The following is a 25,264-nucleotide window of genomic DNA, read 5'->3' on the forward strand; positions in this document are numbered from 1 at the left end:
CCATCTCGGACCAGCAAAAGCAACTCATCAACACCCTCGCGGCCGATCTTCGCCACCACCCCGAACTCCGCCAGGTGGGCCCGGATGGCGTTGGTGAGCATGGTCCTCTGCCGAACCTGCATCAGCCGCACCCGGTGCAGCATCAGGATGCTCTGCTGCTCGCACGTCTTGGTCTCGACAAAGCGCATGGTGGGCCGGGTGACGGCCTCGCAGATCGCCTCGGCATCAGCCATGTCGTTCTTCTGCCGCTTCACATAGGGTTTGACGTAAGCCGGCGGCATGAGCTTCACCTGATGACCCAGGCTCTGGAGCTCGCGTGACCAGTGATGAGCCGAGGCACAGGCCTCAATGCCGATCAGGCAGGGTGGCCGGGAGGAAAAGAACTTGAGCACCTGCCCTCGCCTGACCTGACGCCGGATCAGCACCTCTCCGGTGGCGCTGATGCCGTGCACCTGTAGACGGACTTGGCGATGTCCAGACCAATGGGGGTGACCGTGCTCATGGGCTGCTCCTGGGCTCCTGGCTGCTCGAAGCAGCCATGCTACCTCACCGCGGGGTAGGAGCCGTCCACAGCATCAGGAGCGGACCTACTGCGCATCATAATGGCAGCATCCGTGCTGCGACTGCGAGCGACGGAATCATAGTTCCTTGTCACCCTGTTCGATCAGTTCAGATGGCCACCCTACCGATCGACCTACCGCCATCGACGAACAGGATCTGCCCGATGACATAACCGGCCTCTTCTGAGAGCAGGAAGTCAATGGCCTCGGCAATCTCTTCCGGCTTGCCGAGGCGCCGTATCAGGATGAGCGAAAGGAAACCCTACTCAGCCCCACTGTCGACGGGCGTGTTCTAACGGAACAACACGGCTTCCACCACGTCAGGTGCCGCCGCGTTAACGGTGATGCCGGCCTCGGCCAATTCCAGAGCCCAGGTACAGGTGAAGCTGTTGATCGCCGCCTTGGTGGACGCATAGGCGCTGCGCAACATGACAGCGTCTGCGCCGGAAATGATGTTCAGCTCGCCTGCTTATGAGCCGATCTGCGAGTGCGTTCGAACTCGTTGAGGTCAAGCGCCAAGGCGAACAGCTTTTCCCATTTCACTTTGGTCGGGTCAACAGGCCCGCCGAAACCATGGCTCAGATAGATTTCCTGGACATCGACAGACCGCATAACGCCTCCCATAGTCCACTCGGGGAAGGAGCGCTCTGCGACGTCACGCGTGTTCATGACAGTCGACATTCCGTGGCGAGCATCACGGGCTATTCTAGTGTACGTCTCTGAGACTTTCGCGCGATCACCCTCCAGGATCTGGACGAACCAGGACTTATCGAAGATCAGGTACCCGGTAATGCCGTCACGGGCATTGTTTCGCTGAGACGTCGATAGGATCTCTCGCAGGTTATTGAGCTGAGCTCGGTCATCCCCGGGCATTTTGTTGCGGCTGCAGTAGATGAGTTGATGAACGATCATTGGGCAATCTCCCCTGCGGGTTTCTTCCACGGTGACGCATTCAGCCCCGCGACAGTTTAATGAACGGCTAATTTGAGGGTTGGCACACCCGATGGCGTGAGAGGCAAAAAAATCTTTATTAACACAATCTGAATTACAGCTCACTGCCGACCCAAGGGGCCTGCATGGATGTAGTAACTCTTATCCCCATTCTGGCGGATCAGTTTCCGATCCCAGTCGTAGTCACAGGGCCAGCTCTTGCTCGCCCTGTGCCGGTTATCAGCTACGTGAATACAGCCTTTGAGCAGATGGCGGGTTACTCGAAAGACGAGCTGATCGGCCAGTCCCCGAGGATCCTTCAAGGCCCGCGCACGTCACTGCACACCAAGCACGTGATGATGCACACGCTCTTGCGAGGCCGGCGCTTTCATGGGTTCCTCACCAACTACCGCAAGCGGAGAGGAGTATGAGTGCGAGCTCGACGTGCGCCCGCTTCAAGACACCGTAGGACAGGTGGGCGCATTCATTGCCTTTGAGCGAGAGGTTGTTAGGCGTCGCGGGAGACCCCCAAGCCACAGCAGGTTCATAGCGCTCGACAATTTGGAAATCACCGGACTCTTTGCAACCCAGATGTTCAGTCCCGGGATTTGGTAAGCTGGTTCAGAGCTGGAGCATTTGAGCTTCGTGAGCTAGGTTTTGCCGATGAACTCGTATGGGGTGAGGCCCTTCAAGGTCTTGAGTCATCCGGCAAAGTACTAGCGCTTACGAAGGCAGCAAGATGCTCCGGCAGGGAACTGCTGCTCCAGCCCCTCGGATGGCGCGCTACAATGAATTGCGAGCCCCTTGGAACTCTAAGAGTCGGCTGTGGGTCAGGTAGTAAAATTCGTTCACTGACAGGAACGTCCGATTTACCCGTCCAAAGCGGAAGTTCGCCCCCTGTCCGGAACGTGCCGATTTTATTGAAATACTCGCGGGTGCTACTTCGTTGGTCTACTACTGGGGTCAGTGTGCCAGAGCAGATACAACATCCTATATGCTGACTACGCGAAAAATGGCACTTGCAGACTTTTTCAACGGTATCTGCCATAAGCAGTCATTGCGACATGAAGCAACAAGCCCGGGGCGAACTGATCACTGTTCGGCAATCCCATGCGGTGGGATTGCTGGAAGGCTGGTTCAGCACTGGTAGTCTTCCAGGCGCGGCGCGGAACCTGGCTTGCCGGACTTTATCCAGTCGACCTTGCTGTGAAGAAAGGTCAGGGCTGCATCCAGCGCCTCTTTGCGCTGCTGAAGTCTTTCGATCTGCAACTGGAGAACTTCGATGGTCCGTTCCGAGGAGTGCTCCCCTGCGCGGTACTCTTCGTTGAGAGCAAGGATTTCTCCAAGCGTATAGCCGAGCGTCTGCTGAAGCCGGATCATCCGAGCGGCGGTCACATCCTCAGGCTTGAATAGTTGATACGGATTCGAGCCGCCTTTGAGGCTACGGTCAGGCTTCAGCAGACCCTTGGCGATATAAAACCGGATCGTATCGACGGGGAGTCCCGTCACTTTTGCAAATTCCGAAATGAGCATTTCTGAACCCTTGACCCTGGAGTGCACTCCACACTTATAGACGGTGCTTGTCGAATTTTGGAGACCTAGCATGACAAGCGAAAACACCTCCCTGCCTCAGGTTCAACTCGGTCAGGATGGCCCCATGATCGGTGTTCAAGGCCTCGGTTGTATGGGCATGAGCGAATTCTACGGAGAAACCGACAAAGTCGAGTCACGCTTGACGCTGGAGAGGGCGATCGAACTCGGGATCAACATGTTTGATACCGCCGACATGTACGGCGTCGGTGCCAACGAGGAGTTCCTGGCTCCCTTCATCTCGGCCAACCGCGAGCACGTCACAATCGCAACGAAGTTCGGCTACTGCCGCACGCCGGAAAAGCCTGACGACTGGAGCATCGACAATCGTCCGGACTACATCCGAGCAGCCGTTGACCGGTCTCTCCAGCGCCTCGGGGTCGACGTCATCGACCTCTGTTACATGCACCGCCGGATCGACAGCGTGACGCTAGAGGACTCCATTGGTGCTATGGCCGAGCTGGTCGGAGCGGGAAAGGTGAAGTGGCTCGGTTTGTCCGCTGTCAGCGCGTCCGAGCTGCGCGCAGCGCATGCCATTCATCCCATCGCGGCCGTGCAGTCGGAATGGTCGATCTTCACGCGCGATATCGAACAAGACGTGGTCCCGGCGGCAGCCGAACTCGGGGTGACGGTGGTGCCCTACTCCCCACTTGGGCGCGGCATGCTGACCGGCCGGGCTTTCGCAACATCCTTGACCGACACCGATGCGCGCCAGCACTTCCCACGGTTCTCGGCCAAGAACCTTGCGGCCAACATGCTGCTGGTCGCCAAGATCGAGGACATCGCATCGGCACGCGGTGTTTCGGCGGCGCAAATTGCGCTTGCTTGGCTTTATGCTCAAAGTCGCAAGCTCAAGGTCAAAACGGTGCCGATTCCAGGAACGCGGAAGCGCAGCCGTCTAACAGAAAACGTTGCGGCGGCGTCCATGATACTTACCGACCCGGAGATGGAAGCACTCGCGCCACTTGCCTCCGCAGTCAAGGGGATTCCCATATAGAGGACCTGGCAACCAGCGTCGCCGGTGGCGGCGCTGCAATTTCTCCGAACGCCCGCTTCGGGTCAGGCGACGACGATCCCCTGCCCTTCATGAATGTCCGTTCTTCCGCTCAACTGCGGACCTACGCTCTATTTCCGGGATGTGCCAGAAGGCGACGTTCTTCGACAGTTTTCCCTCCTTATCAATGAACAAGATCAAGCTTGAAGATACTGTGTTTCCGTCCTGCTTGGGAACTGTTGGAGATCTGCTGAATTCGTTTCTTGCCCTCGGGCCACACCTAATTCCAACTCTGGAGCGACCTTCATGCCTGAAGCCACATGGTGGAAGCACGGGATCGTCTATCAGGTCTATCCACGCTCGTTTCAGGACAGCGGCGGCGATGGCATCGGTGACCTCGAAGGTATTCGAGAGCGGCTCGACTATCTCGTGTGGCTTGGTGTCGATGCGGTATGGATTTCGCCGGTGTTCCCCTCGCCGATGGCCGATTTCGGCTATGACGTGGCCGATTACTGCGACATCGACCCGATCTTCGGCACGCTCGAGGATTTCGATCGCCTCATCCAAGAGGCTCATGCCAAAGGCCTGAAGCTCATTCTCGACTTCGTCCCTAATCACACTTCGGATCAGCATCCCTGGTTCCAGGAGAGCCGCTCGTCTCGCACGAATCCAAAACGGAGCTGGTATATCTGGCGGGACCCGGGTCCGGATGGGAGCCCGCCGAACAACTGGATCAGCAATTTCGGCGGACCTGCCTGGGAGTGGGATGAGGCCACCGGGCAGTACTATTATCATGCCTTCCTGAAGGAGCAGCCCGATCTGAACTGGCGCAACGCGGAAGTGCGCAAGGCCATGTACGATGCCTTGCGCTTCTGGCTAGAGCGCGGTGTCGACGGCTTCAGGGTCGATGTGATCTGGCACCTCATCAAGGATGCGGAGTTCCGGGACAACCCGCCGAACCCGGCCTATCAGGCCAGCCAAGCGGAGATCAACTGTTACCTGCAGGTGCATTCCGCCGATCAGCCCGAGGTACATGAGGTGGTCAGCGAGATGCGCAGCGTCCTGGAGGAATATCCGGACAGGGTGCTCATCGGAGAGATCTACCTGCCGCTGGAACGTCTCGTCGCCTATTACGGCAAGGATCTATCCGGCGCCCATGTGCCCTTCAATTTCCAGCTCATCCAAACAGCCTGGAACGCTCAGAAGATCGCCGCTCTCATCAACGAGTACGAGGCCGCACTTCCCGCAGGCGGTTGGCCCAACTGGGTGCTCGGCAATCATGACCAGCCGCGCATCGGTGCCCGCGTCGGACCGCAGCAGGCGCGTGTCGCCGCCATGCTGCTTCTGACCCTCAGAGGCACACCCACCATGTATTACGGCGACGAAGTCGGGATCGGCAAAGTCGAGATCCAACCAGAGGCGGCTCAGGATCCCTGGGAGAAGAACGAGCCCGGGCTGGGTTTGGGCCGAGATCCTGAACGGACACCGATGCACTGGGACGGCTCCGACCAAGGCGGGTTCACCAGCGGCAAGCCCTGGCTTCCCCTCGACCCTCGCTTTCGATCTTCTCACGTTGAGGGGCTGCAGGACGACCCGACGTCCATCCTGATGCTTTACCGGCGCCTGATCCTGTTACGGCGGCGGCATCCAGCCCTGAGCGTCGGCGGCTATACGCAGATTACGGCCGAAGGAAACGTTCTCGCTTACGAACGGCAGCACGGGCCGGAGCGCTTCTTGGTGGCCATGAACATGGGGAGCGAGCCGCATGCCCTGTCCCGGCCTGCCGGAACGAGGGAACGCGTGGTGCTTTCAACGCTCCATGATCGCGGCGAGGAGCCGATTGGAGCGCAGATTACCCTGCGGGCTAACGAGGGCCTCATCATTTCACTCGGCACGTGACAGTCTGGCCCTGGAGCGGAACCCGCCGGCATGGCCAGGATTGCCCCTTCAAGACATTCCGTGGAGCGTTGCCCCATGCCTATCCCTCTGCCGAACCAGCCGTACCCTCAGCCGACCCCAGGCGACCCCAATCCGGCTCCTGTCAGCCCGCCGATGCCGCACGAAACGCCGCAGCCGGAACCGATCGGCGTGCCTCCGACTACCCCGGGAGACATTCCGCCTCCCGGCGAGCCCGTGGGAGTGCCGCCGACCACACCACAGGAGATCCCCGTCACACCGACAACACCGCAGCCCACCGCGTGAGCTTGGTCATGGAATGTGGAGCGAAGGTTCCCCGAACAAGGCCGGCGCTCTATCGTCTCTCGCCTTGTGCCCGGAACCAGCGATAGCCGTAAGGATTGAGGGCAATTGGGTCGTCGGCGCTGCGCATGACGCGGTCGTCCTGATCGCACAGGAGAGGCCGCAACCTGCCGATCCCTTTAAGCGATACCTGCACTTCGACGGCACGATCGGCCACATTGTGAACGATGAGGATGGTCTCTCCCTGCCAGTCATATCGCAGAGCGAGAACACTCGTTTCGTCGGTGTCGAGTACTTGGCATAAGCCCCAGCCGACCTCCGGACAGGCACGCCGCGTCCGAGCGATCCGCTGAACGGTGCTCATCAGAGAGCCGTCGAGATCGCGCTGAGCCGCGACGTTGACATGCTGATAATCGAACGCCCCCGCCGAGACGACGGGCCGCACGAGACGCTCAGCCGGTCCGGTTGAGAAACCCGCATTGAGCTCGTCGGCCCACTGCATCGGTGTCCTAACCGAGTTGCGCTCCGGGAGTGAAAGATCCTCCCCCATGCCAATCTCATCGCCATACCAGAGCACTGGGGTTCCAGGCAGGGCGAACGTCAGGCTGAATGCCTGCTTCAGACGCCCGTCATCCCCATCGAGCATGGGAGCGAGGCGCCGGCGGATGCCGCGCTCATAGGCCTGCATCTCAGGCGCGGGACCGAAGGCCGCGAAGACCTCGCCGCGCTCGGAATCCGACAGGCGACCGAGATCAAGCTCGTCGTGATTGCGTAGGAAACTCGCCCACTGGCTCTTGGAACGAATAGCCGGCGTCTGCGCCATCACGCGGCGGATCGGCTCGGCATCACTGCGGGAGAGCGCCAGAAACAGGTGCTGGTTCAGCATGAAGTTGAAGATCATGTGGAGCCGGTCACCTGAGGGCCCGAAATATTCGTCCACCTGATCCATGGTGATGTTGGCTTCTGCCAGGAGCATGGCCTCTGCACGGCGCCATGAAAGGAAATCGCGCATTCGGTCAAGATGCTCGTGCGGGTCCTCCTTTGGCCGCTCCTCCTCCGGGACACCGCGGTACTCGATCAGGAAAGGAACTGCATCGAGGCGGAACCCGGAAACGCCGAGTTGCAGCCAGAAGCCCATCACCTTCTCGAGTTCCTCGCGCACCTCCGGGTTTGCGATGTTGAGATCAGCTTGGTGGGGATAGAAGCGGTGCATGTACCAGGCCTGTGCGACCTCATCGTACGTCCAGGTCGTGTCCTGCACGCCGGGAAAAACCACACCTTCATGGATGTCTTTGGGCCTTTCCTTCGACCAGACATACCAGTCGCGGTAACGCGAGTTAGGATCACGCCGTGCCTCCTGAAACCAGGGATGGTCGATCGAGGTATGGTTTGCCACGAGATCGATGATGACCCGCAGACCTCGGTCATGGGCGGCATGCGTGAAGGCGACGAAATCGCCGAGCGTCCCCAGCCGCGGATCGACAGCATAGAAATCCGTGACATCGTAGCCGTTGTCGCGGTTGGGCGTCGGATAGAATGGCAGAAGCCAGATGCAGGTTGCCCCGAGAGCCTCCACATGATCGAGCCGGTCCGCAAGACCGCCAAAATCACCGATGCCGTCTCCGTTCGAATCCATGAAGGTTTCGACGTCGACGCAGTAGATGATGGCGTTCTTGTACCAGAGATCTAGCATATCAAACCAACCTAACCGATCATGCGGGCGGCGCGCTCCCGCTCCGGCAGGCGCCGTGCAGGAATTCCTGTCTTCCGCGCACCGAGACGCCACGCCGCCGTCAACGCTCCCGCCGCGCAACTGACAGCAACCGCCGCGAGGATGCCGCGCGCTGCCGTGCCCGAAACCGCCGGTACATGCCGGCGGGATCGCGAGCCGAAGCGCCCTCTCGCGCCCGGATCTCCGGGCGGTGCGTCGTACAGGTTCCCGTCGCGAGGCCTCGCAACCTCGTCCGTCATCTGCCCCTCCCAGGCCCGGCGCGCCATCATGCGGTCGAGGAGGCCTGGCGCCACCATGGTTCCAAGGATCGCTTGGATCGTGGGGCCACCGATCCACATCTCGCGCGGAGCCTCTAACGCGGCCCGCACGATCGCATCGGCCACAGGCTCAGGGTCGTGGATCGGCGGCACGGGCTGCAGCCTGCGAGGCAAGTGGCTGCGGACCCAGTCGAACTGCGGAGTGTCGACGGCGGGAAGCTGCACCATCGTGAGGCGAATGGGACTGCCCTCGTGATGCAATTCGCTCCGCAGCGAGTCCGTAAAGCCGCGCACCGCGAACTTCGCAGCGCAATAAGCCGATTGCAGCGGAATGGAACGGTAGCTGAGAGCGGATCCGATCTGGACGATGGTACCGCTGTTCCACTCGCGCATATGGCGGAGGGCCGCCAGGGTGCCATGGACCTGGCCCAGATACGTGACCTCCGTGACCCGGCGGATCTCGTCGGGGCTTAGGGCCGTCACAGGCCCGAAAACAGACGCCATGGCGTTGTTGATCCAGATGTCCATGCGGCCCCAGGTGGCGACCACCTGCGCGGCTGCGGCGTCAATGGCCTGCGCGTCGGCCACGTCGGCGGTAATGACGAGCGCCCGGCCGCCCATTTGCTCCACGTCCCGGGCCGCACTCGCCAGGCGCTCGTGGCCACGGGCAATCAGAGCGACCCGCCAGCCCTCTCGGCCGAACGCAGCCGCAACTGCGCGACCAACACCGGCGGATGCTCCAGTGATAACAACAACCGGACTGTTCCTGTTGGACTTATATACGGTCTCATCGGCCGGCTGCATCTCACAATGATCCTCAATGACATTGACCCACGTGGCACCGCATATGGTAACGGAAGCCCTTCGTGATAAGGAGCCTCGACCGGGCGGGTTCCATCGATACGCATCAGGTTCAATGGGCAACTGCGCTCTCACTGCTTTGACGGCAGGATAGAGCCGACGAGGCTTCGTGCCGTATCGACGATCACGCTCCCCCTCTCTGGATCGCCCGCGGCGAGCGCCCCCATGAAGTGTCGGGCCTGCTTCAGGGTGATGTGAGGCGGCAGCGGCGGCACGTTGGGATCCGTCACCATGTCGAGGACAAAGGGCCTGTCTGCCGAGAGAGCATCCTCCCATGCGGGGCCCACCTGCTCCGGATCATCGACCCTGAGCCCGCCGAGCCCTATCAACTTGGCGAAATCGGCATAAGGCACGTCAGGCAGCGCCTGTGAGGGCTCCCACTTCGGGTCACCTGTCTGGACGCGCTCCTCCCAGGTCACATAGGCGAGGTCGCGATTATTCAGCACCATCACGACCAACCGAGGATCAGCCCATCGCTCCCAGTACTTGGCAATCGTGATCAGCTCCGCAAGCCCGTTCATCTGCATCGCACCATCGCCCACCAGAGCGATCACCGGACGATCGGGATGGGAGAACTTGGCCGCAAGAGCATAAGGCACGGCGCAGCCCATGGTGGCCAGAGTTCCGGAAACGGAGCCCATCATTCCGCGCTTGAAATGGAGATTGCGCGCATACCAGACAGATGTGGTGCCGCTGTCGGCCGTCACGATGCAGCGGTCAGGCAGGCGCTGCGAGAGTTCCATGGCAACCTGCTGCGGGTTGATCGGATCAGCCGCAGCCATGGCCATCCCACGGACCTGCTCGTGCGAGGAGGCAACGCTGGCCTCGATCGTCTCGCGCCAGGATCGATCCGTCTTTTCGTTCAGCAACGGCAGGAGGGCGGAGAGGGTCGCGGCGGAGTCGCCGAGGAGATTGACTTCCATCGGATAGCGCAGCCCGAGCATTCCCGCATCCCGGTCGATCTGGACCCCGCGGGCCTGCCCCTCCTTCGGCAGGAATTCCGTGTAGGGAAAGCTCGACCCCACCATGAGGAGGGTGTCGCAATCCTGCATGAGGTCCCAGCTGGCCTTCGTTCCGAGAAGGCCGATCGACCCGGTGCAAAAGGGCAGATCGTCCGGAACGGCGGCTTTGCCGAGAAGGGCTTTGGCAACGCCCGCGCCGAGCCGCTCCGCCACCGCAATGACCTGGTCGGTCGCCGCTAAGGCGCCTGCCCCGACCAGTATGGCGACCTTCTTGCCCGTGTTGAGCACCTCCGCCGCTCGGGCCAATGCCGCAGCATCAGGAACGACGGGCGACAGCTCGATTCCGACTCCGGAATGGGTCATGCCATGCTCGTGCGTCGGCTGTTCCATCGCGGCAAGCTGGAGATCGTTTGGGAGAATGACGCAGGTGACCCGGCGCTCACTCTTGGCGATGCGATAGGCCCGGTCGATCAGATGCCGCACCTGGACGGGAGAAAAGGCCGTCTCCACATAGGCGCCGGCCACATCCTTGAAGAGGGACTGGAGATCGAGATCCTGCTGGTAATGCGACCCGATGGCCGTTCGGGCCTGCTGCCCCACGAGCGCCAGCACCGGCTGATGGTCGAGCTTGGCGTCGTAGAGGCCGTTCAGGAGGTGGATCGCGCCAGGGCCGGACGTCGCGATGCAGACGCCGACCTCGCCCGTGAACTTTGCCTCGCCGCAAGCCATGAGACCTGCCATTTCCTCGTGCCGAGCTTGGACGAAGTCAATGGCGCCGTCCGTGCGCGCCAGAGCGCTGACCAATCCGCCGATTCCGTCCCCAGGATAGCCATAGACCCGGCGCACGCCCCAAGCCTGCAGACGCTGCCATATGAAGTCGGAGACGGTGTTGGCCATGACGCCCTCCTCTCAGGTTTCAACTGTCAAACTCGACTGCTCCGGGAGGGTTGCATGCCAGCGGCTCAAAGCAATCGCTTCGTCAAAGCAGGCATTGAAGCGGTCTTTTGTTAAACGAACGCCCCGACCCGATGCCTCCTCATTATCCGCTACCAAAGGTGTGCTTGCTGGTTAAAGGTCTGTGAGGGTAACGACAGTCTTTAAGCGCAGCCTCGTAGGAGTCTGCTCATCGCGCGAGTGCAGAAATTCGGCTTTGGTCGGCCTCGTGCCAGGAGCGGCCATTCGCAATCATCCTGGCCCAGGGCCAACCTACAAGCTGGAGGCATTGTTCGAATGAAAAAGCCCAAGCTCCGGGGCGAACGGACAGGATGCCTTTGCATCTCTGCCTCGCGCACTGCAGGCCTGGGCTGATGGGGTACCAGACGGGCGCTCGCATCGTCAGGCAAGCGCAGGAACAGACCGAACCGGAGTACATCCGTCCTGGTACGGCCTCATCGAAGCGGGCGGTGACGCCCTCCGCTTCGAAGTCCACATACGATGTCCGCTGGAGTAATTCTGATATGGGGATGGAAATACAATTCGCAAGGTGACGGAGGCGGGACAATCAGAATGACGACAGTGATGCTCGTCGGAGCGACAGGCCTGGTCGGCGGAGCCGTCCTGCGGCAGGCGCAGAGTGAGGCCCGCGTGGCCCGCATCATAGCCCCGACCCGGCGCAAGCTGCCGCCCCATCCCAAGCTCGAAAACCCATTGGTCGATTTCGAGCACCTGCCGGCCGATGCTCCATGGTGGGCCGTCGATGGGGTGATCTGCACTTTGGGAACGACGATCCGCAAGGCAGGCTCGCAGGACGCCTTCCGCCGGGTCGACCGCGACTACCCGCTAGCCGTCGCGCGGCTCGCCCGGCAGCATGGCGCGCAAGCTTTTGCCCTGAACTCCGCAACAGGAGCCGATCCCGGATCACGCTTCTTCTACAATCGGGTCAAAGGCGAGGTGGAGGAGGTGCTTCGGGCTGTGGAGTTTCCATCCTTGACCATCGTGCGCCCTGCCCTGATTGGCGGCGACCGGGACGAGTTCCGGCCCGCGGAGTTCGTGGCCATGAGGATCCTGCGTCTGGCAGACCCACTTCTGCCCCGCCGTTACCGAATTGTGCCGCACGAGCGCATTGCCCGCGTTCTCTTGGAGGCGGCGGTCACCGCCCCGCGCGGGGAACACATCATCGAGTCCGACGCCATCATCTGAGGGGCGACACGGGCAAGGCGCATGGATCGCTACTTCACCCGGGTAATTCCAGCGTCCGCTACGGTTCGAGGATGATCTGCGAGAAGGCACTTGACCTTCCCATGATGGGAAGGTGCACCGTCTGCCCATCGTCAATGCCAACCGGAGTTCAGACCATGTGCGGATGCAGCACCCACCAGGCCCAGTCGGGCACCACCGAGCGCGATCCGAGCGCCGTGACCCTCAAGGTCGAGGACATGACCTGCGGGCACTGCGCCAGCACGATCACCAAGGCCGTCGAGGCTGGCCTGCCAGGCGCACGTGTTCAGGCGGATCCGGCCACCAAGCTCGTCTCGATCCGGGGCACGCAGGACGTTGCCAAGGTCGAGGCCCTGATCGCCGCCGCCGGCTACACCCCGACCGTCCCGGCGCTCGGATGAGCCCAGGCGGGATCGCGGTCCCTTCCGGATCCCGTTGCCTGACCCAACCAAGGACCCAGACCATGCACCGCCTCCAGGCCGACAACCTCTTCCACATCCCCAAGATGATGTGCGACCGCTGCGTCGCCGCCCTGACCAGCGCTCTGCATTCCCTCGATGGAGTCGCCCGCGTCGAGGCAGACCTGATGGCGCGGACGGTTCGGGTTGTCTCTCGACACTACGAGTCCGCACTCCTGCGAACCCTGCGCGAGGCCGGCTTTCATGCCGAGCCCGTCCTTAGACCTCTCGGATAAGGAGATTGTCATGCAAGCCCATGCTCATCACGACCATGGCCATCATGGCTCCGCGGCTGCTGCCCCGAGCCTCAACCGGACGGCCTTCAGCGCCACCGTCCACTGCCTCACGGGCTGTGCCATCGGCGAGGTCCTTGGCATGGTCATCGGGACCGCCCTGGGTTGGGGCGCCGGTACGACCATCGCGCTCGCGGTCGTGCTCGCCTTCCTGTTCGGCTACGCGCTGACCATGCTGCCGCTCTTGCGCAGTGCCATGGCGTTCAGCACGGCCGCCGGTCTGGCCTTCGCCTCGGACACTGCATCGATTACCCTCATGGAGATCGTCGATAATGCCATCATGCTGGTGATCCCTGGGGCGATGGATGCCCCGCTGTCGAGTCCGCTCTTCTGGAGCAGCCTTGCGATTGCCCTCGTGATCGCCGGCGCGTTCGCCTTCCCGCTCAACCGCTGGCTCATCGCCCGCGGGCGGGGGCATGCCCTCGTCCACGCCCATCACTGAAGGAGGCCGGTCATGCGTGCTCTTCCAACCATCCTGGCGGCCACAGCATTGGCCCTCGCGCCGGCCTCCATGGCGTGGGCCGACCCAGGCCATGCTGGCCATGACCACACTGTGGAAGCGGCCTACGGACGCCCTGGCGATCCCGCGAAGGGCGGCCGCGTCGTCCAGGTCGTCATGAAGGAGACCGACAGCGGTATGGCCTTCACGCCGGCGCGCATCGAGGTCGCCCAAGGTGAGCAGGTCCAGTTCGTCCTGCGCAACGGCGGCGCACTCGACCACGAGCTCGTCATCGGCACCGTCGAGGCCAACCGCCAGCACGCGGAGGCCATGGCCGCCCATCCCGACATGGCCCACGACGACCCGAACGCCAAGCGGCTCGGGCCGAAGACCTCCGGCGTGCTGCGCTGGCAGTTCACCCAGGCCGGCACGTTCGAGTACGCCTGCCTGATCCCTGGCCACCGCGAGGCCGGCATGGTCGGGACCGTGGTGGTGCGGTGAACGCCGGGTTTGCCGTGGCGATCGAATCCGCCATAACAAGCCCCGCGGCCCACAAAGGCCACAAAGACCCTAGAGGTAACCGTTTGGAAACCGGCTGCCCATCAGATCATTACCTGATGTCAGGAGCGAATCGTTGAACACCCTGTGGACCCACTTCCGTCGTCTCGTCGCGAGCCTCATGCTCGTGGCCATGACGTCGTTCGTGCTCCACGGCGGCGCCATGGCGGGCATGCACCAGCATGGCCCAGGCTCGACGGAATGCGCACCGGCTGCCCCGGCGGGGCATGTGCACCAAGCCTCTGTTCACGACCACTCCTCCGCGCATGCGCAACAGGCCGATCATGACCATGCGGACGGTGTCGCCCATCAGCACGCCGACACGGCCTTGGACACGGCTGAGACCGGGGATCCTGCCTCCGACGCGCAGCCTTCGCCCTGCTGCGCCAGCGTCTGCGCCATCGCCCTGACGGCCATCGGCTTGGATGCCATCTCCGCGCCGATGGGCATCGCGGCCGCGCTCCTGCCCACGTCCCAGAACGGCTCGGGCCTGAGCCTCGACGGCCTCAAGCGCCCACCACGAACCCCCAGCATCGCGTAACCGAGCGACCGGCCGAAGCCGCGTCGCTTCCGACGACGTGCTTCTGTTCCGGGGTCCTCCCAATGTTTATCCGTTCGAACGGCGCCCTGCGCCGCCTCCAGGCCATGCTGACCGGCCTGGGTCTTCTGACCACCATCGCCGCCACGGCGGTCGCCCATGAAGGGCATGACCACGGCGCCCCTCCGCCGGCTGCGGTCACCACCAACAATCCGCGGGTCACCGCGCAGTCGGATGCCTACGAACTCGTTGGGATCCTTCGCGGCGACCGTCTCGGACTCTACCTGGACCGGTTCGCCTCCAACGAGCCCGTGACCGACGCCAAGATGGCCGTCACGGTCGGCGGCGATGAGGAGGTCCAGGCCGAGGCCGCCGCCGACGGCACCTACACTGTGACCTCGCCGAAGTTCGCGGGCGAAGGCCCGCTCGAGCTCATCTTCGCCGTCACCGCGCCAGGCGGGGACGACCTGCTGATCGGCACGCTGCAGCTGCCCGCCAAGGCAGTCGCCGCGGCCCCGGCCCCGGCGCGCGGCTCCCCGCTCCAGGTTCTGCAGAACACGCCGACCGTGCGGCTCGGCAGCATTGAGGTGGCCACCCCCTATGTCATCGCCGGCGTCGCACTCGCGCTCGGTTTCCTGCTTGGTCTTGTGGCCCGGAGCCGGAGGAGGCTGGTGCCGGTGACCGGCCTGGCGCTCGTCCTGCTCGCCGTCTCGACCGCCTACGCCTTCGCTCATGAAGGGCATGACCACGGGGCGGATGCCGCCAAGGCTGCCTTCCCCGCAGGCGACACCCCGCGCCGTCTGCCGGACGGCACAGTGTTCGCGCCCAAGCCGAGCCAGCGCCTGCTCAATGTGCGGACGACCCTGACGAAGCCGGAGGAGGCGCAGAAGGCCGTGAGCCTGATCGGGCGGGTCATCGCCGACCCGAACCGCTCCGGCCTCGTGCAGAGCATCAACGGTGGGCGCATCATCGCTCCCGAGACAGGGCTCCCCCGGCTCGGGCAGGCGGTCCGGAAAGGCGACGTGCTGGCCCTCGTCGAGCAGGCGGTACCGCAGGCCGACCGCACCACGCTGTCCGAGCGCGTCGGCGAGATCGAGCAGGAGATCGCGGTCGCCGAGACCAAGCTCAAGCGGGTGCGCCAGCTCTCGGATCGCGGCGTCGCCCCGCCGAGCCAGGTCACGGATGCCGAGACCGAGCTGGAGGGCCTTCGCCGCCGCCGCGAGATCGTGCGCCAGACGCGGATCGAGCCCGAGGTCCTGTTGGCTCCCATTGACGGTACCATCGCTGCGGCGCGGGTCGTCCCCGGCCAGGTGGTCGCCTCCCAGGACATCGTCTTCCAGATCGTCGACCCGAAGGGGCTTTGGGTGGAGGCGCTCGTCTATGGCGAGATCGATCCTGCCAAGGTCACCGGCGCCAGCGCCATCGCCGTGGACGGCACGCCCCTGAAGCTCACGTTCCAGGGCTTCAGCAAGACGCTCCAGCAACAGGCCACCGTGGTGCAGCTCGCCGTCGAGAGCCCGCCGGGCAACCTGTCGGTCGGCTCCCCAGTCACGGTCTTCGCGCAGAACGGGGCCTCCGTCAGAGACATCATCATGCCCCGGGACGCGGTGGTGCGCGGCGCCAACGGCGAGGCGGTCGTCTGGCGCCACACGGATCCGGAACGCTTCGAGGCGCGGCCGGTGCGGACCGAACCCTTCGACGCCACACGCCTCGTGATCCGGGCCGGCGTTGCCGAGGGCGAGCGGATCGTGATCCGCGGCTCCGAACTCATCAACCAGATCCGGTGAGGCACGGCGATGTTCAACTTCCTCGTCAGCAACAGCCTCAAGAACCGGCTCTTCGTCATCGCGGCGGCGCTCGTGCTCGTCGCTTACGGTTCGTGGATCCTGCCGCGGGTGCCGGTGGACGTGTTCCCCGACCTCAACCGACCGACCGTCACCCTGATGACCGAGGCCGAGGGTCTCGCGCCGCAGGAGGTGGAGCAGCTCGTCACCTACCCACTCGAAACAGCCATGAACGGCATGCCGGGCGTCACCCGTGTCCGGTCCGTCTCCGGCGTCGGCCTGTCCATTGTCTATGTCGAGTTCGACTGGAGCACGGACATCTACCGCTCGCGCCAGCTCGTCGCCGAGCGCCTGGCCCTCGTGGGTGAGCAGCTCCCAACCGGCGTCACAGCGCAGATGGGACCGGTGACCTCGATCATGGGCGAGATCATGCTGGTCGCCGTCACCGGCGACACCGTCTCGCCGATGGAGGTGCGCGAGATCGCTGACTTCATCATCCGGCCGCAGCTCCTCACCATCGCGGGCGTCGCCCAGGTGATCCCCATCGGTGGCGAGGTCCGGCAGTACCGGATCGTGCCGAACATCGCGGCCCTGCAGGCGCTCGACGTCACGCACGAGCAGATCGAGGCCGCCGTCACCCGCTTCGGCACCAACACCGGCGGCGGTTTCGTCGATCAGCACGGGCGCGAGTATCTGATCCGCAACGTGGGCGTCACAAAGCGGCTGGAGGACCTGCGCAACACGGTGGTGGTTCACAAGCAGGGCCAGCCGGTCTTCCTGCACCAGGTAGCACAAGTCGACTTCGCACCGCGGGTGAAGCGCGGCGACGCCGGCTTCCAGGGCAAGCCCGCCGTGATCGTGTCGATCCAGAAGCAGCCTGGCGCCGACACGGTCGACCTCACGGGCAAGATCGAGGGCGCGCTGGCGGAGATCCAGAAGACACTGCCGCAGGGCGTGTCGGCCACGAACCTGCAGTTCCGGCAGGCCACCTTCATCGAGACTTCCGTCGATAACGTGAAGCGGGTGCTGCTGGAGGCCGCGGCCGTCGTCGCCATCATCCTGATCCTGTTTCTGATGAACGTCCGGGCGACCGTGATCTCGCTGACCGCAATCCCGATCTCGATCCTGGTGACGGTACTCGTCTTCAGCGCCTTCGGGCTCACCATCAACACCATGACCCTCGGTGGCCTGGCCATCGCCATCGGCGAGCTCGTCGACGACGCGGTGGTCGACGTTGAGAACATCCTGCGCCGGCTGAAGGAGAACCGGGAACTTCCCGAACCGCGGCCGGTGCTGGAGGTGATCGCGGCGGCCTCCCAGGAGGTCCGCTCCGGCATCGTCTACGCGACGATGATCATCATCCTGGTGTTCATCCCGCTCTTTGCGCTCTCGGGCATCGAGGGACGCCTCTTCGCGCCGCTCGGCGTGGCCTACATCGTCTCGATCCTGGCCTCGCTCATCACCTCCATCACCGTGACGCCGGTGCTGGCCTACTACCTGCTTTCAGGACGAGTGAAGGGCCACGAGCACGACAGCCTCATTGTGCGGCACCTCAAGCGCGGCAACGCCGCCCTGCTGCGCTGGGCCTTCGCGCACCGGGGTTCCCTGTTCACAACCATCCTGCTGGGTGTCGGCCTGGCGGCCTACGGGGCGACGCTGCTGCCCCGGGCCTTCCTGCCGCCGTTCAACGAGGGCACCCTCACCATCAGCCTCGCCTACAACCCCGGCATCGCGCTGGCCGAGAGCCACCGCCTCGGGTTGGTCGCCGAGAGCCTGATCAAGGATGTGCCGGAGGTGATCTCGGTTGGTCGCCGCACGGGACGGGCCGAGCTCGACGAGCACGCGGAGGGCGTGCACTCCTCCGAGATCGATGTCGACCTGAAGCGGTCGGAGCGCTCGAAGGAGGAGGTGATGGGCGACATCCGTGCCCGCCTGGCCGCCCTGCCGGCGACGCTCAACGTCGGCCAGCCGATCTCACACCGCCTCGCCCACATGCTCTCGGGGGTACGGGCCGAGATCGCGCTGAAGATCTACGGCGAGGACGTCGACACGCTGCGCACCCTGGCGGAGGGCCTGCGCGAGCGGCTGTCGGGGGTCGAAGGGCTCGTCGACCTCCAGGTCGAGAAGCAGGTGCGCATCCCGCAGCTCCGGATCGACGTGGACTACGAGCGGGCGGCCCTCTACGGCCTCACGCCGGCGACGGTGACGCAAGGCTTGGAGACGATGTCGAACGGGCGCACGGTCTCGCAAATCGTGGAGGGCAACCGCCGCTTCGATGTGGTGATGCGCCTGTCCGACCAGGACCGCTCCACCACAGGCCTCGGCGACCTGCTGATCGCCACGCCGACTGGGCATGTGCCGCTGCGCATGATCGCGAATGTCGAGGAAACGGACGGGCCCAACCAGGTCCTGCGCGAGAATGGCCAGCGCCGGATCGCGGTCCTCGGCAACACGGACGGCAGGCGCGACATGGCGGCCATCATCGCCGACATCCGCCGCAACACCGGGGAGACGCAGTGGCCGCAGGGCTACGTCACCCGCCTGGAGGGCACCTTCCAGGCGCAAGAGGAGGCGACGCTGCGGATCGGGGCGCTGTCGCTCCTCTCGCTCGCGATGGTGTTCGTGGTGCTCTACAGCCGCTACCAGTCGCCGGCCCTGGCGCTGATCATCATGGGCAACATCCCGCTGGCGCTGATTGGCAGCGTAATCGCGCTCAACATCGCCGGCCAGCCGCTCTCGGTCGCGTCGATGATCGGCTTCATCACGCTCGCCGGCATCTCGGCCCGCAACGGCATCCTGAAGGTCTCGCACTACATTAACCTCGCGCTCTACGAGGACGAGCAGTTCGGCAAGGACCTGGTGATCCGCGGCAGCTTGGAGCGGCTGACCCCGGTGCTGATGACGGCCCTCTCGGCCGGCCTCGCCCTCATCCCGCTGCTGATCGGCGCGGACGAGCCCGGACGCGAGATCCTGCACCCGGTGGCGGTGACGATCTTCGGCGGGCTGATCTCGGCGACGCTGATCGACACCTTCCTCACCCCGGTCCTGTTCCTGACCTTCGGCAAAAAGCCGCTGGAGCGCATCCAGGCCGGTCGCGATGGCCGCGCCGGCGGCCTCACCCCGGCGGAAGCCTTCTGATCCATGACACAAGGAGAAACACCATGAAGCATCTCATCCTCGCCCTCGCCATCGTGGCCGCTCCCTTGGCGGCAACCGGCCACGAGCTGGCGAAGGGCCCGAACGGCGGGCCGGTCGTCGACAGCTCCGGCCATCACGTCGAGATGGTCGCCACGGGCGCCGAGCTCGTCCTGTTCCTGACCGAGTCGGACGATAAGCCGCTGGCGTCCGCGGGTACGAAGAACGCTCGCGCCATCGTGCAGGACGGTGGCAAGACGGCAACCGTTCAACTTCAGCCGGCCGAGCCCAACAAGCTTGTCGGTGCCCTGGCGCAGCCGCTCGGGTCGGGCGCCCGCGTGGTCGTCTCGGCCACCATGGCTGACGGGCACTCCGTCCAGGCTCGCTTCGTCAACAACTGACCTTCCCTCACGCCAAGGAGACAACGATGAAGACCATCGCCGCTCTCGCGATCACCGCCGTGGCCGGCGTGGCGTACGCGCAGACCTCGCACCAGGGTCACCGTAGCATGCCGATGTCCGGCGCCATGCCCATGGGCAACATGGACCCGGCGGCGATGCAGAAGATGATGCAGGACATGATGCCGTCGCCGAACGACCCGGCCTCGACCAAGGACTTCAAGGCGGCGGACATGAAGATGATGCACAACATGCACGTGCCCTACACCGGCAACCCGGACGTGGACTTCCGCACGCACATGATCCCGCACCACCAGGGTGCCGTCGAGATGGCGAAGGTCGCCCTCAAGCACGCCAAGGATCCCGAGACGAAGCGGATGGCGCAGAAAATCATCGACGATCAGGAGAAGGAGGTCGCCGAGATGCAGGACTGGCTCAAGAAGAACGGCAAGTAGGATCCCACGGCCGGTGGTCGGCCAAGATGTACGCCCCCAACCCGAAGCGGCCATGGGCCGCTCCCCGGCACCCGCTAGGGCTCCCATCTAAGTCGTGAGCAACGAGAGCGATCAGATGCACCATCATACCCTGCACGATTGGCAGCACGAGCATGTCTTCCTCGGGGAGCACCACGACCGGCACGAGCGGCGCACCTGGCTCGTGGTCGGGCTGACGGCAGCGATGATGGTGGCCGAGATCGTCGCCGGGACGATCTTCGGGTCCATGGCCCTGGTGGCCGACGGCTGGCACATGTCGACCCATGCCGCGGCGCTCGCCATTGCGGCGCTGGCCTATCGCTTCGCGCGCAAGCACGCCCACGATCCCCGCTTCTCGTTCGGGACCGGCAAGGTCGGCGAGCTCGCGGCGTTCTCCAGCGCGATCATCCTGGGGCTCATTGCTCTTCTCATCGGCTACGAGAGCCTCGTGCGCCTGATGAACCCGGTACCAATCCAGTTTGGCGAAGCGACGGTGGTTGCGGTGATCGGGCTCGCCGTGAACCTCGCCAGCGCCTGGCTGCTGGCCGGTGACCATCATCATCACGGCCATGATCACGGTCATTATCACGGCCACGGCCATACGCACGGCGATCACCATCATCATGGCGGCGACACAAACATCCGGGCCGCCTACCTGCACGTTCTCGCCGACGCCCTGACCTCAGTTCTCGCCATCGTGGCGCTGCTAGCGGGTCGCGTCTATGGCTGGAGCTGGCTCGATCCTGTGATGGGCGTGGTGGGCGCTGTCATCATCGCCCATTGGTCATGGGGGCTGATCCGCACAGCCGGCGCCACCCTCCTCGACGCAGTCCCCGACCAGACGCTTGCACGGTCGGTGCGCGAACGCATCGAGGTCGGGGAGGACCGCGTGACGGATCTCCACCTCTGGCGCCTCGGTCCCGGCCATTCCGGCCTGATCGTCTCGGTCGTGTCGGATACCCCTCACCCGCCCGACGTCTACAAGCAGCGGCTCTCAGGCATCGAAGGCCTGTCGCATGTGACCGTCGAGGTCCAAGCTTGTCCCAACCACCCGCAGCGCGAGGCAGCCTGAGCGGCTGCCGGCAAGGCGATCCGATGAACACCATGCTCATGACCCGCCGCAGCCTCGTCGTCGGCCTCACGGCCAGCGCCCTCCTCGCGCATCCTCGCCCCTCGCGAGCCCAAAATCTTCCCAAGATAGTCGTCAGCAAGGATCCGACCTGCGGTTGCTGCCCCGGCTGGGTCAGCCACCTGCGCCAAGCTGGCTTCACCGCGGACGTGATCGAGACGTCGGAAATCAATCGCGTGAAGGTGCGCCTCGGCGTGCCGAATGATCTTGCCTCCTGCCACACCGCCGAGATCGGCGCTTATGTCATCGAGGGCACGTGCCCGCCGACACGATCAAGCGCCTGCTCGCTGAGGATCCCGTAGGTAAGGGGTTGGCCGTAGCTGGGATGCCGATGGGTTCGCCCGGAATGGAGATGGAGGGCATGACGCCGGTAACCTATGAGGTGGTCCTGTTCGGGCCGTCTGTCCGCGAGACCTTCGCCCGATACGAGGGCGCGCGTCTGCTCTGACCCCCTGTCCTTCCCATAGAAGATCGTCCATGGCCCGCCTATGGCAGGCCGCTCCTCCGCGGTCGGCGGCGCTACAGCCAGCGCCGGACGCGGGAGCGGTAGCCGCGGTAGACATCCCCAAACTTGCGGTCGAGGTAAGCTTCCTCGCGAGCCACGACGCCGTAGCGGATGACGAGCGCGAAGGGCACCATCATCAGTAGCAGCCAGATAGTGTTGAATGCGATGGCCAGGCCAATCAACCCCAGGAACATGCCGATGTAGATGGGGTTGCGCGTGAAGCGGTATGGCCCTCTTTCGACGATGGTGGTGGTTGGTTGGTTCGTGGGGATGTTCGTGCCAGCCCGGGTCATCGTTGCGATGGACCAGGCGAACAGCGCCAGTGCGAGGACAAACACCATCGCGCCGAGCCAGCCAGCAGGCAGATCTCCCGGCAGGAACGGCACTGGCACAAGCCAGTTGAGAGCAAGCCCGGCAATGACGGTTAGTCCCCAAGCAAGCGGCGGCCGAATGATGACGTGCGCAGTATCTGCCGTGTCAGCCATGGTGAAACTGTGGGTCGAATGTCGTTGCCTGGTCGCATGCAGACTATCATTAATCGGGATCAGTCGGTGAGAACGTAGGCCATGCCGAGCAGCCAAGCTGCAACGATGAACGCCATGCCCACGGCGGTCAGCCACAGCAGCCGCTTTGTGGAGGTGTTCATTAGCCTCCTCGCAGGATCACCCGGAACGCCCTTCGAGACCGCATCAGCGCTCCTCCGGCGGCTTGATGGCCGAGAACTGCCACAGCAGCGTCAGGTCGTAGGCCGCCTTCAGGGCTCCTGCGAGAACGAGCGGCCACCCGAAGGGTGACACCGTCAGCAGCCATCCGGACAGGAGCGGGGCGACGGCCGAGGCCAGGCTCCGGGGCACCGCCGTCACACTCGCCGCAGCCGGCCGCTCCTCCGGCCGGACCACCGCCATGACGTACGAGGACCGGGTCGGCACGTCCATCTGAGACAGCAGGCTGCGCAGGATCAGCAGCCCGAACGCGGTCCAAATCGTTGGGGCGAACGCGGTCAGGATCAGGAAACCGCTCGACGGCAGATGCGTGAACACCATTGTGTTGATCAGCCCGAACCGTTTGGCCAGCGGCACCGCCGCGAAGTACGAAACCGCGGAGCACAGGCTGGTGACGAAGAAGATCGCCCCGATGGTGGCAACGCCGATGCCGAACTGCTCGCTGAGCCAGATCGTCAGCAGCGCGTTGATGACGAGCCCGCCGCCGAAAGCGTCGACCGAGAACAGGGCCGCTAGGCAGTAGACGATCCCGCGGGACGGGCCGAGTGGTGCGGGTGGGTTGTCGGTGCCCGCCTCGACCTGAGGTGAAAGGTGGCGATAGAGAAGGAACGTGAGCACTCCCAGCAGGCCGTAGAGACCGAAGAGAACGGCCGATATCGTTCCCGGCGCGACGACCGGCGCCAGCCAGTCGACCATGCCGACTGACAGTGCCCCGAGGGCGCCGAAGAAGGCGCCGGCGAAGCTGTAACGGGCGAACGCCGCTGTCCTGTCATCGTCAGCGACGACGTGCGAGAGGACGGTGTGCTCGAGGGGCAGGAAGACGCTGACGTCGCCGCCGGACGGATTGAGCGTGCCGACGAAGGCGATCACGAGCAGCGGCCAGAAAGCCTCGATCCCGGCAAACCCCAGCCCGGTCGCCGCCATCAGGAGGCTGGCAGCCAGCAGGGCCCGACGCCGCAGGATCCGGTAGGCGACCAGCCCGAGGGCGAACGTGAGCAGGGCCGAGCCCAGCAGGGAGATGGTTGAGATGAGGCCGACGCCAAAGGCATCGTAGCCCAGCCGGGACAGGTGCACCGGCAGCAGGATCGCCACGTAGCCGTCGCCGAACGCCCGTAAGGACTTGGCCCAGAGAACCCGCCTAGCGTCCGGCAGCAGTCCGCGGCTGGAACGGATCGGCACACCCGCCCCGGAGCGGGGTTCGGCTTTCGTAGTGCCGGCTGATGGCATGCGGCGTCCTCGCTGGGAAACAGGACGCGATGCTTGGGCATGCCGCCTCGTGGGGAGATCGCGATCCCCATGCCCCCAGTAAGTGGTCAGCAGAATACATCGGTCAAGTGAGCGAGCACCGCTGGGCACGAAGGTCGCCTGCGGGTCAAAGTGTAACGAACAGCAGATGGAATGAAGGTCTGCTCGCCGCCTCATGAGCAGACCGAAGCGTTTCTTCAGCCTCGTGCCAAATCTTGCCCTCAGGACCACCCAGCCTAATTGAAGAACCTATTTCGACAAAGGGATTGCTCATGCACAGCATTGTATTCGAACGGTTCGGCGATCCGGCCGAGGTGTTGACCCTTGTCGAGCGTGAGCGGCCGTCGCCCGGGCCGGGGCAGGCGCTGGTCCGGATGATCCTGTCTCCCATCCACAATCATGATCTGATGACCGTGGCTGGCACCTATGGCATCAAGCCCCCGCTGCCGGCGATCGGCGGTACGGAGGCGCTCGGCGTGGTGGAAAAACTCGGCGCCGGGGTCGAGAACCTCCAAGTCGGGCAGCGCGTGATCGGCGGCGCCCAGCAGACCTGGGCCGACTATTACTTGGTCGATGCAAGGTACGCACGCCCCGTGCCCGACGGCATTGATGATGAGACAGCTTGTCAGCTCATCGCCATGCCACTCAGCGCCAAGATGGTGCTGACCGACCTTGGCCTTCAGCGCGGCGACTGGCTCGTGCAGAACACTGCCAATGGCGCGGTCGGACGCCTTCTGTCGCGCTTTGCTGCGGAAAAGGGCGTCAACGTGCTCAGCCTTGTTCGGCGTGACGCGGCTGTCGCCGAACTTGCCGCCGCCGGTATCACCAACGTCCTGTCAACCGAGCAGCCCGGCTGGGAATCGCGCACTCGAGATCTTGTCGGTGATGGATCGATCCGCGCTGGGCTCGACTCCGTGGGCGGGGACGGTCCCGCGCAACTTGCTCGCCTGGTGGCTGACGGTGGCGAGATCGTCATCTTCGGCGCCCTGAGCGGCCAGCCAATCCGCATCGAGCCGTCTGTTGCGATCTTCCAACAGATCACCATCCGGGGTTTCTGGGGTGCCAAGCCGCGCCTTGCACCCGACGTGATCGGCCGTCTGCTCGAGGAAGTCGTCGCCGAAGCTGCCAGTGGCAAGCTTACGCTCCCGGTCGACGCCGCCTTCCCGCTTGATCGGATCGCCGACGCCGTGCGCGCCAGCACTGAACCCGGTCGCAAGGGCAAGGTTGTCCTACGCGGGCGGTGATCAGGCTTGCAGAAGCAACCAGGAGCCGAGCCTGCATGCCGATGGACAGCCCCTCAACACTTTCTTCGCCGCCGAATGCCGCCGCATCGGGCATCACGCTC

General features: G+C 64.1%; 23 protein-coding genes and 3 pseudogenes. 17 read left to right on the forward strand and 9 right to left on the reverse strand.

Going from position 1 to position 25,264, the window contains the following annotated elements; genetic code table 11:
* The 3 genes and pseudogenes from IC232_RS27800 to IC232_RS27810 all read right to left on the reverse strand — a co-directional run.
* Window positions 1-502 (reverse strand): annotated as a pseudogene (locus IC232_RS27800) (IS110 family transposase); the annotation flags it as partial.
* A 167-nt stretch (window positions 503-669) separates the two neighbouring features.
* Window positions 670-990, reverse strand: a pseudogene (locus IC232_RS27805) (SDR family oxidoreductase).
* Window positions 991-1,016: 26 nt separating this feature from the next.
* On the reverse strand, window positions 1,017-1,472 hold the full coding sequence (locus IC232_RS27810; RefSeq protein WP_210335530.1) for a BLUF domain-containing protein: 456 nt from the start codon (window positions 1,470-1,472) through the stop codon (window positions 1,017-1,019).
* A gap of 164 nt (window positions 1,473-1,636) precedes the next feature.
* Here IC232_RS27810 and IC232_RS33465 point away from each other — a divergent pair, with 164 nt between their 5' ends.
* Entirely contained in the window at window positions 1,637-1,921 is a 285-nt protein-coding gene (locus IC232_RS33465) for a PAS domain S-box protein (protein WP_190848202.1), read from the forward strand.
* A 706-nt stretch (window positions 1,922-2,627) separates the two neighbouring features.
* On the opposite strand, the gene IC232_RS27820 is transcribed toward IC232_RS33465, so the two are convergent.
* A complete protein-coding gene (locus IC232_RS27820) occupies window positions 2,628-3,023 on the reverse strand; it encodes a MerR family transcriptional regulator (protein WP_190848203.1) in 396 nt (131 codons plus the stop codon).
* A 70-nt stretch (window positions 3,024-3,093) separates the two neighbouring features.
* Between IC232_RS27820 and IC232_RS27825 the strand changes: the two genes are divergently transcribed.
* The 3 genes from IC232_RS27825 to IC232_RS27835 all read left to right on the forward strand — a co-directional run bounded on the left by IC232_RS27825 (window position 3,094) and on the right by IC232_RS27835 (window position 6,276).
* Window positions 3,094-4,077 (forward strand): aldo/keto reductase, encoded by a 984-nt coding sequence (locus IC232_RS27825; protein WP_190848204.1) that lies wholly within the window; start codon window positions 3,094-3,096, stop codon window positions 4,075-4,077.
* A gap of 303 nt (window positions 4,078-4,380) precedes the next feature.
* Window positions 4,381-5,973 carry an alpha-amylase family glycosyl hydrolase gene (locus tag IC232_RS27830; RefSeq protein ID WP_190848205.1) on the forward strand — a complete coding sequence of 531 codons (1,593 nt, stop codon included), beginning with the start codon at window positions 4,381-4,383 and terminating at the stop codon, window positions 5,971-5,973.
* Between the two features lie 75 nt (window positions 5,974-6,048).
* A complete protein-coding gene (locus tag IC232_RS27835) occupies window positions 6,049-6,276 on the forward strand; it encodes a hypothetical protein (RefSeq protein WP_190848206.1) in 228 nt (75 codons plus the stop codon).
* 49 nt (window positions 6,277-6,325) lie between these two features.
* On the opposite strand, the gene IC232_RS27840 is transcribed toward IC232_RS27835, so the two are convergent.
* The 3 genes from IC232_RS27840 to IC232_RS27850 form a co-directional block, all read right to left on the reverse strand.
* Window positions 6,326-7,966, reverse strand: coding sequence for an alpha-amylase family protein (locus tag IC232_RS27840; protein ID WP_190848207.1), 1,641 nt, complete (start codon window positions 7,964-7,966; stop codon window positions 6,326-6,328).
* 11 nt (window positions 7,967-7,977) lie between these two features.
* The gene (locus IC232_RS27845; protein ID WP_190848208.1) at window positions 7,978-9,066 is read right to left on the reverse strand and encodes an SDR family oxidoreductase; all 1,089 of its coding nucleotides are present in this window, start codon (window positions 9,064-9,066) and stop codon (window positions 7,978-7,980) included.
* Window positions 9,067-9,194: 128 nt separating this feature from the next.
* Window positions 9,195-10,982 carry a thiamine pyrophosphate-requiring protein gene (locus IC232_RS27850; protein ID WP_190848209.1) on the reverse strand — a complete coding sequence of 596 codons (1,788 nt, stop codon included), beginning with the start codon at window positions 10,980-10,982 and terminating at the stop codon, window positions 9,195-9,197.
* A 609-nt stretch (window positions 10,983-11,591) separates the two neighbouring features.
* Here IC232_RS27850 and IC232_RS27855 point away from each other — a divergent pair.
* The 12 genes and pseudogenes from IC232_RS27855 (at window position 11,592) to IC232_RS27910 (ending at window position 21,895) form a co-directional block, all read left to right on the forward strand.
* Window positions 11,592-12,224: an NAD-dependent dehydratase gene (locus tag IC232_RS27855; RefSeq protein ID WP_190848210.1), complete on the forward strand. Its 633-nt coding sequence runs from the start codon at window positions 11,592-11,594 to the stop codon at window positions 12,222-12,224.
* A 155-nt stretch (window positions 12,225-12,379) separates the two neighbouring features.
* On the forward strand, window positions 12,380-12,643 hold the full coding sequence (locus tag IC232_RS27860; RefSeq protein WP_190848211.1) for a heavy-metal-associated domain-containing protein: 264 nt from the start codon (window positions 12,380-12,382) through the stop codon (window positions 12,641-12,643).
* Between the two features lie 62 nt (window positions 12,644-12,705).
* Window positions 12,706-12,936 carry a heavy-metal-associated domain-containing protein gene (locus IC232_RS27865; protein WP_190848212.1) on the forward strand — a complete coding sequence of 77 codons (231 nt, stop codon included), beginning with the start codon at window positions 12,706-12,708 and terminating at the stop codon, window positions 12,934-12,936.
* A 10-nt stretch (window positions 12,937-12,946) separates the two neighbouring features.
* Window positions 12,947-13,435 carry a DUF4396 domain-containing protein gene (locus IC232_RS27870; protein ID WP_190848213.1) on the forward strand — a complete coding sequence of 163 codons (489 nt, stop codon included), beginning with the start codon at window positions 12,947-12,949 and terminating at the stop codon, window positions 13,433-13,435.
* A 12-nt stretch (window positions 13,436-13,447) separates the two neighbouring features.
* Window positions 13,448-13,933, forward strand: a complete 486-nt coding sequence (locus IC232_RS27875) for a plastocyanin/azurin family copper-binding protein (RefSeq protein ID WP_190848214.1) — start codon at window positions 13,448-13,450, stop codon at window positions 13,931-13,933.
* Between the two features lie 133 nt (window positions 13,934-14,066).
* The gene (locus IC232_RS27880) at window positions 14,067-14,531 is read left to right on the forward strand and encodes a hypothetical protein (protein WP_190848215.1); all 465 of its coding nucleotides are present in this window, start codon (window positions 14,067-14,069) and stop codon (window positions 14,529-14,531) included.
* Between the two features lie 62 nt (window positions 14,532-14,593).
* Entirely contained in the window at window positions 14,594-16,315 is a 1,722-nt protein-coding gene (locus IC232_RS27885; RefSeq protein ID WP_190848216.1) for an efflux RND transporter periplasmic adaptor subunit, read from the forward strand.
* A gap of 9 nt (window positions 16,316-16,324) precedes the next feature.
* On the forward strand, window positions 16,325-19,450 hold the full coding sequence (locus tag IC232_RS27890) for an efflux RND transporter permease subunit (RefSeq protein WP_190848217.1): 3,126 nt from the start codon (window positions 16,325-16,327) through the stop codon (window positions 19,448-19,450).
* 23 nt (window positions 19,451-19,473) lie between these two features.
* Window positions 19,474-19,848: a hypothetical protein gene (locus tag IC232_RS27895; protein WP_190848218.1), complete on the forward strand. Its 375-nt coding sequence runs from the start codon at window positions 19,474-19,476 to the stop codon at window positions 19,846-19,848.
* A gap of 26 nt (window positions 19,849-19,874) precedes the next feature.
* Window positions 19,875-20,300 carry a DUF305 domain-containing protein gene (locus IC232_RS27900; RefSeq protein WP_190848219.1) on the forward strand — a complete coding sequence of 142 codons (426 nt, stop codon included), beginning with the start codon at window positions 19,875-19,877 and terminating at the stop codon, window positions 20,298-20,300.
* 115 nt (window positions 20,301-20,415) lie between these two features.
* Window positions 20,416-21,390, forward strand: a complete 975-nt coding sequence (dmeF, locus tag IC232_RS27905; protein WP_190848220.1) for a CDF family Co(II)/Ni(II) efflux transporter DmeF — start codon at window positions 20,416-20,418, stop codon at window positions 21,388-21,390.
* Between the two features lie 23 nt (window positions 21,391-21,413).
* Window positions 21,414-21,895 (forward strand): annotated as a pseudogene (locus IC232_RS27910) (DUF411 domain-containing protein).
* A 71-nt stretch (window positions 21,896-21,966) separates the two neighbouring features.
* Here IC232_RS27910 and IC232_RS27915 read toward each other — a convergent pair.
* Together IC232_RS27915 and IC232_RS27920 are read right to left on the reverse strand one after the other, a co-directional pair.
* Entirely contained in the window at window positions 21,967-22,437 is a 471-nt protein-coding gene (locus tag IC232_RS27915) for a methyltransferase family protein (RefSeq protein WP_190848221.1), read from the reverse strand.
* Window positions 22,438-22,641: 204 nt separating this feature from the next.
* The gene (locus tag IC232_RS27920) at window positions 22,642-23,901 is read right to left on the reverse strand and encodes an MFS transporter (protein WP_190848222.1); all 1,260 of its coding nucleotides are present in this window, start codon (window positions 23,899-23,901) and stop codon (window positions 22,642-22,644) included.
* A 290-nt stretch (window positions 23,902-24,191) separates the two neighbouring features.
* On the opposite strand from IC232_RS27920, the gene IC232_RS27925 reads away from it, so the two are divergent.
* Entirely contained in the window at window positions 24,192-25,163 is a 972-nt protein-coding gene (locus tag IC232_RS27925; protein WP_190848223.1) for a zinc-binding dehydrogenase, read from the forward strand.
* Window positions 25,164-25,264: the final 101 nt, after the last annotated feature.

Origin of the sequence: Microvirga sp., from assembly GCF_014699075.1 — a bacterium.
In the GTDB taxonomy this organism is placed as follows: Bacteria; Pseudomonadota; Alphaproteobacteria; order Rhizobiales; family Beijerinckiaceae; genus Microvirga.

Coding starts and splice junctions, on each gene's coding strand:
- IC232_RS33465 (WP_190848202.1), top strand. CDS start 1,637: ATGGATGTAGTAACTCTTATCCCCATTCTGGCGGATCAGTTTCCGATC.
- IC232_RS27900 (WP_190848219.1), top strand. CDS start 19,875: ATGAAGACCATCGCCGCTCTCGCGATCACCGCCGTGGCCGGCGTGGCG.
- IC232_RS27830 (WP_190848205.1), top strand. CDS start 4,381: ATGCCTGAAGCCACATGGTGGAAGCACGGGATCGTCTATCAGGTCTAT.
- IC232_RS27925 (WP_190848223.1), top strand. CDS start 24,192: ATGCACAGCATTGTATTCGAACGGTTCGGCGATCCGGCCGAGGTGTTG.
- IC232_RS27890 (WP_190848217.1), top strand. CDS start 16,325: ATGTTCAACTTCCTCGTCAGCAACAGCCTCAAGAACCGGCTCTTCGTC.
- IC232_RS27860 (WP_190848211.1), top strand. CDS start 12,380: ATGTGCGGATGCAGCACCCACCAGGCCCAGTCGGGCACCACCGAGCGC.
- IC232_RS27855 (WP_190848210.1), top strand. CDS start 11,592: ATGACGACAGTGATGCTCGTCGGAGCGACAGGCCTGGTCGGCGGAGCC.
- dmeF (WP_190848220.1), top strand. CDS start 20,416: ATGCACCATCATACCCTGCACGATTGGCAGCACGAGCATGTCTTCCTC.
- IC232_RS27920 (WP_190848222.1), bottom strand. CDS start 23,901: ATGCCATCAGCCGGCACTACGAAAGCCGAACCCCGCTCCGGGGCGGGT.
- IC232_RS27865 (WP_190848212.1), top strand. CDS start 12,706: ATGCACCGCCTCCAGGCCGACAACCTCTTCCACATCCCCAAGATGATG.
- IC232_RS27845 (WP_190848208.1), bottom strand. CDS start 9,066: ATGCAGCCGGCCGATGAGACCGTATATAAGTCCAACAGGAACAGTCCG.
- IC232_RS27895 (WP_190848218.1), top strand. CDS start 19,474: ATGAAGCATCTCATCCTCGCCCTCGCCATCGTGGCCGCTCCCTTGGCG.
- IC232_RS27820 (WP_190848203.1), bottom strand. CDS start 3,023: ATGCTCATTTCGGAATTTGCAAAAGTGACGGGACTCCCCGTCGATACG.
- IC232_RS27850 (WP_190848209.1), bottom strand. CDS start 10,982: ATGGCCAACACCGTCTCCGACTTCATATGGCAGCGTCTGCAGGCTTGG.
- IC232_RS27810 (WP_210335530.1), bottom strand. CDS start 1,472: ATGATCGTTCATCAACTCATCTACTGCAGCCGCAACAAAATGCCCGGG.
- IC232_RS27915 (WP_190848221.1), bottom strand. CDS start 22,437: ATGGCTGACACGGCAGATACTGCGCACGTCATCATTCGGCCGCCGCTT.
- IC232_RS27875 (WP_190848214.1), top strand. CDS start 13,448: ATGCGTGCTCTTCCAACCATCCTGGCGGCCACAGCATTGGCCCTCGCG.
- IC232_RS27835 (WP_190848206.1), top strand. CDS start 6,049: ATGCCTATCCCTCTGCCGAACCAGCCGTACCCTCAGCCGACCCCAGGC.
- IC232_RS27885 (WP_190848216.1), top strand. CDS start 14,594: ATGTTTATCCGTTCGAACGGCGCCCTGCGCCGCCTCCAGGCCATGCTG.
- IC232_RS27840 (WP_190848207.1), bottom strand. CDS start 7,966: ATGCTAGATCTCTGGTACAAGAACGCCATCATCTACTGCGTCGACGTC.
- IC232_RS27825 (WP_190848204.1), top strand. CDS start 3,094: ATGACAAGCGAAAACACCTCCCTGCCTCAGGTTCAACTCGGTCAGGAT.
- IC232_RS27870 (WP_190848213.1), top strand. CDS start 12,947: ATGCAAGCCCATGCTCATCACGACCATGGCCATCATGGCTCCGCGGCT.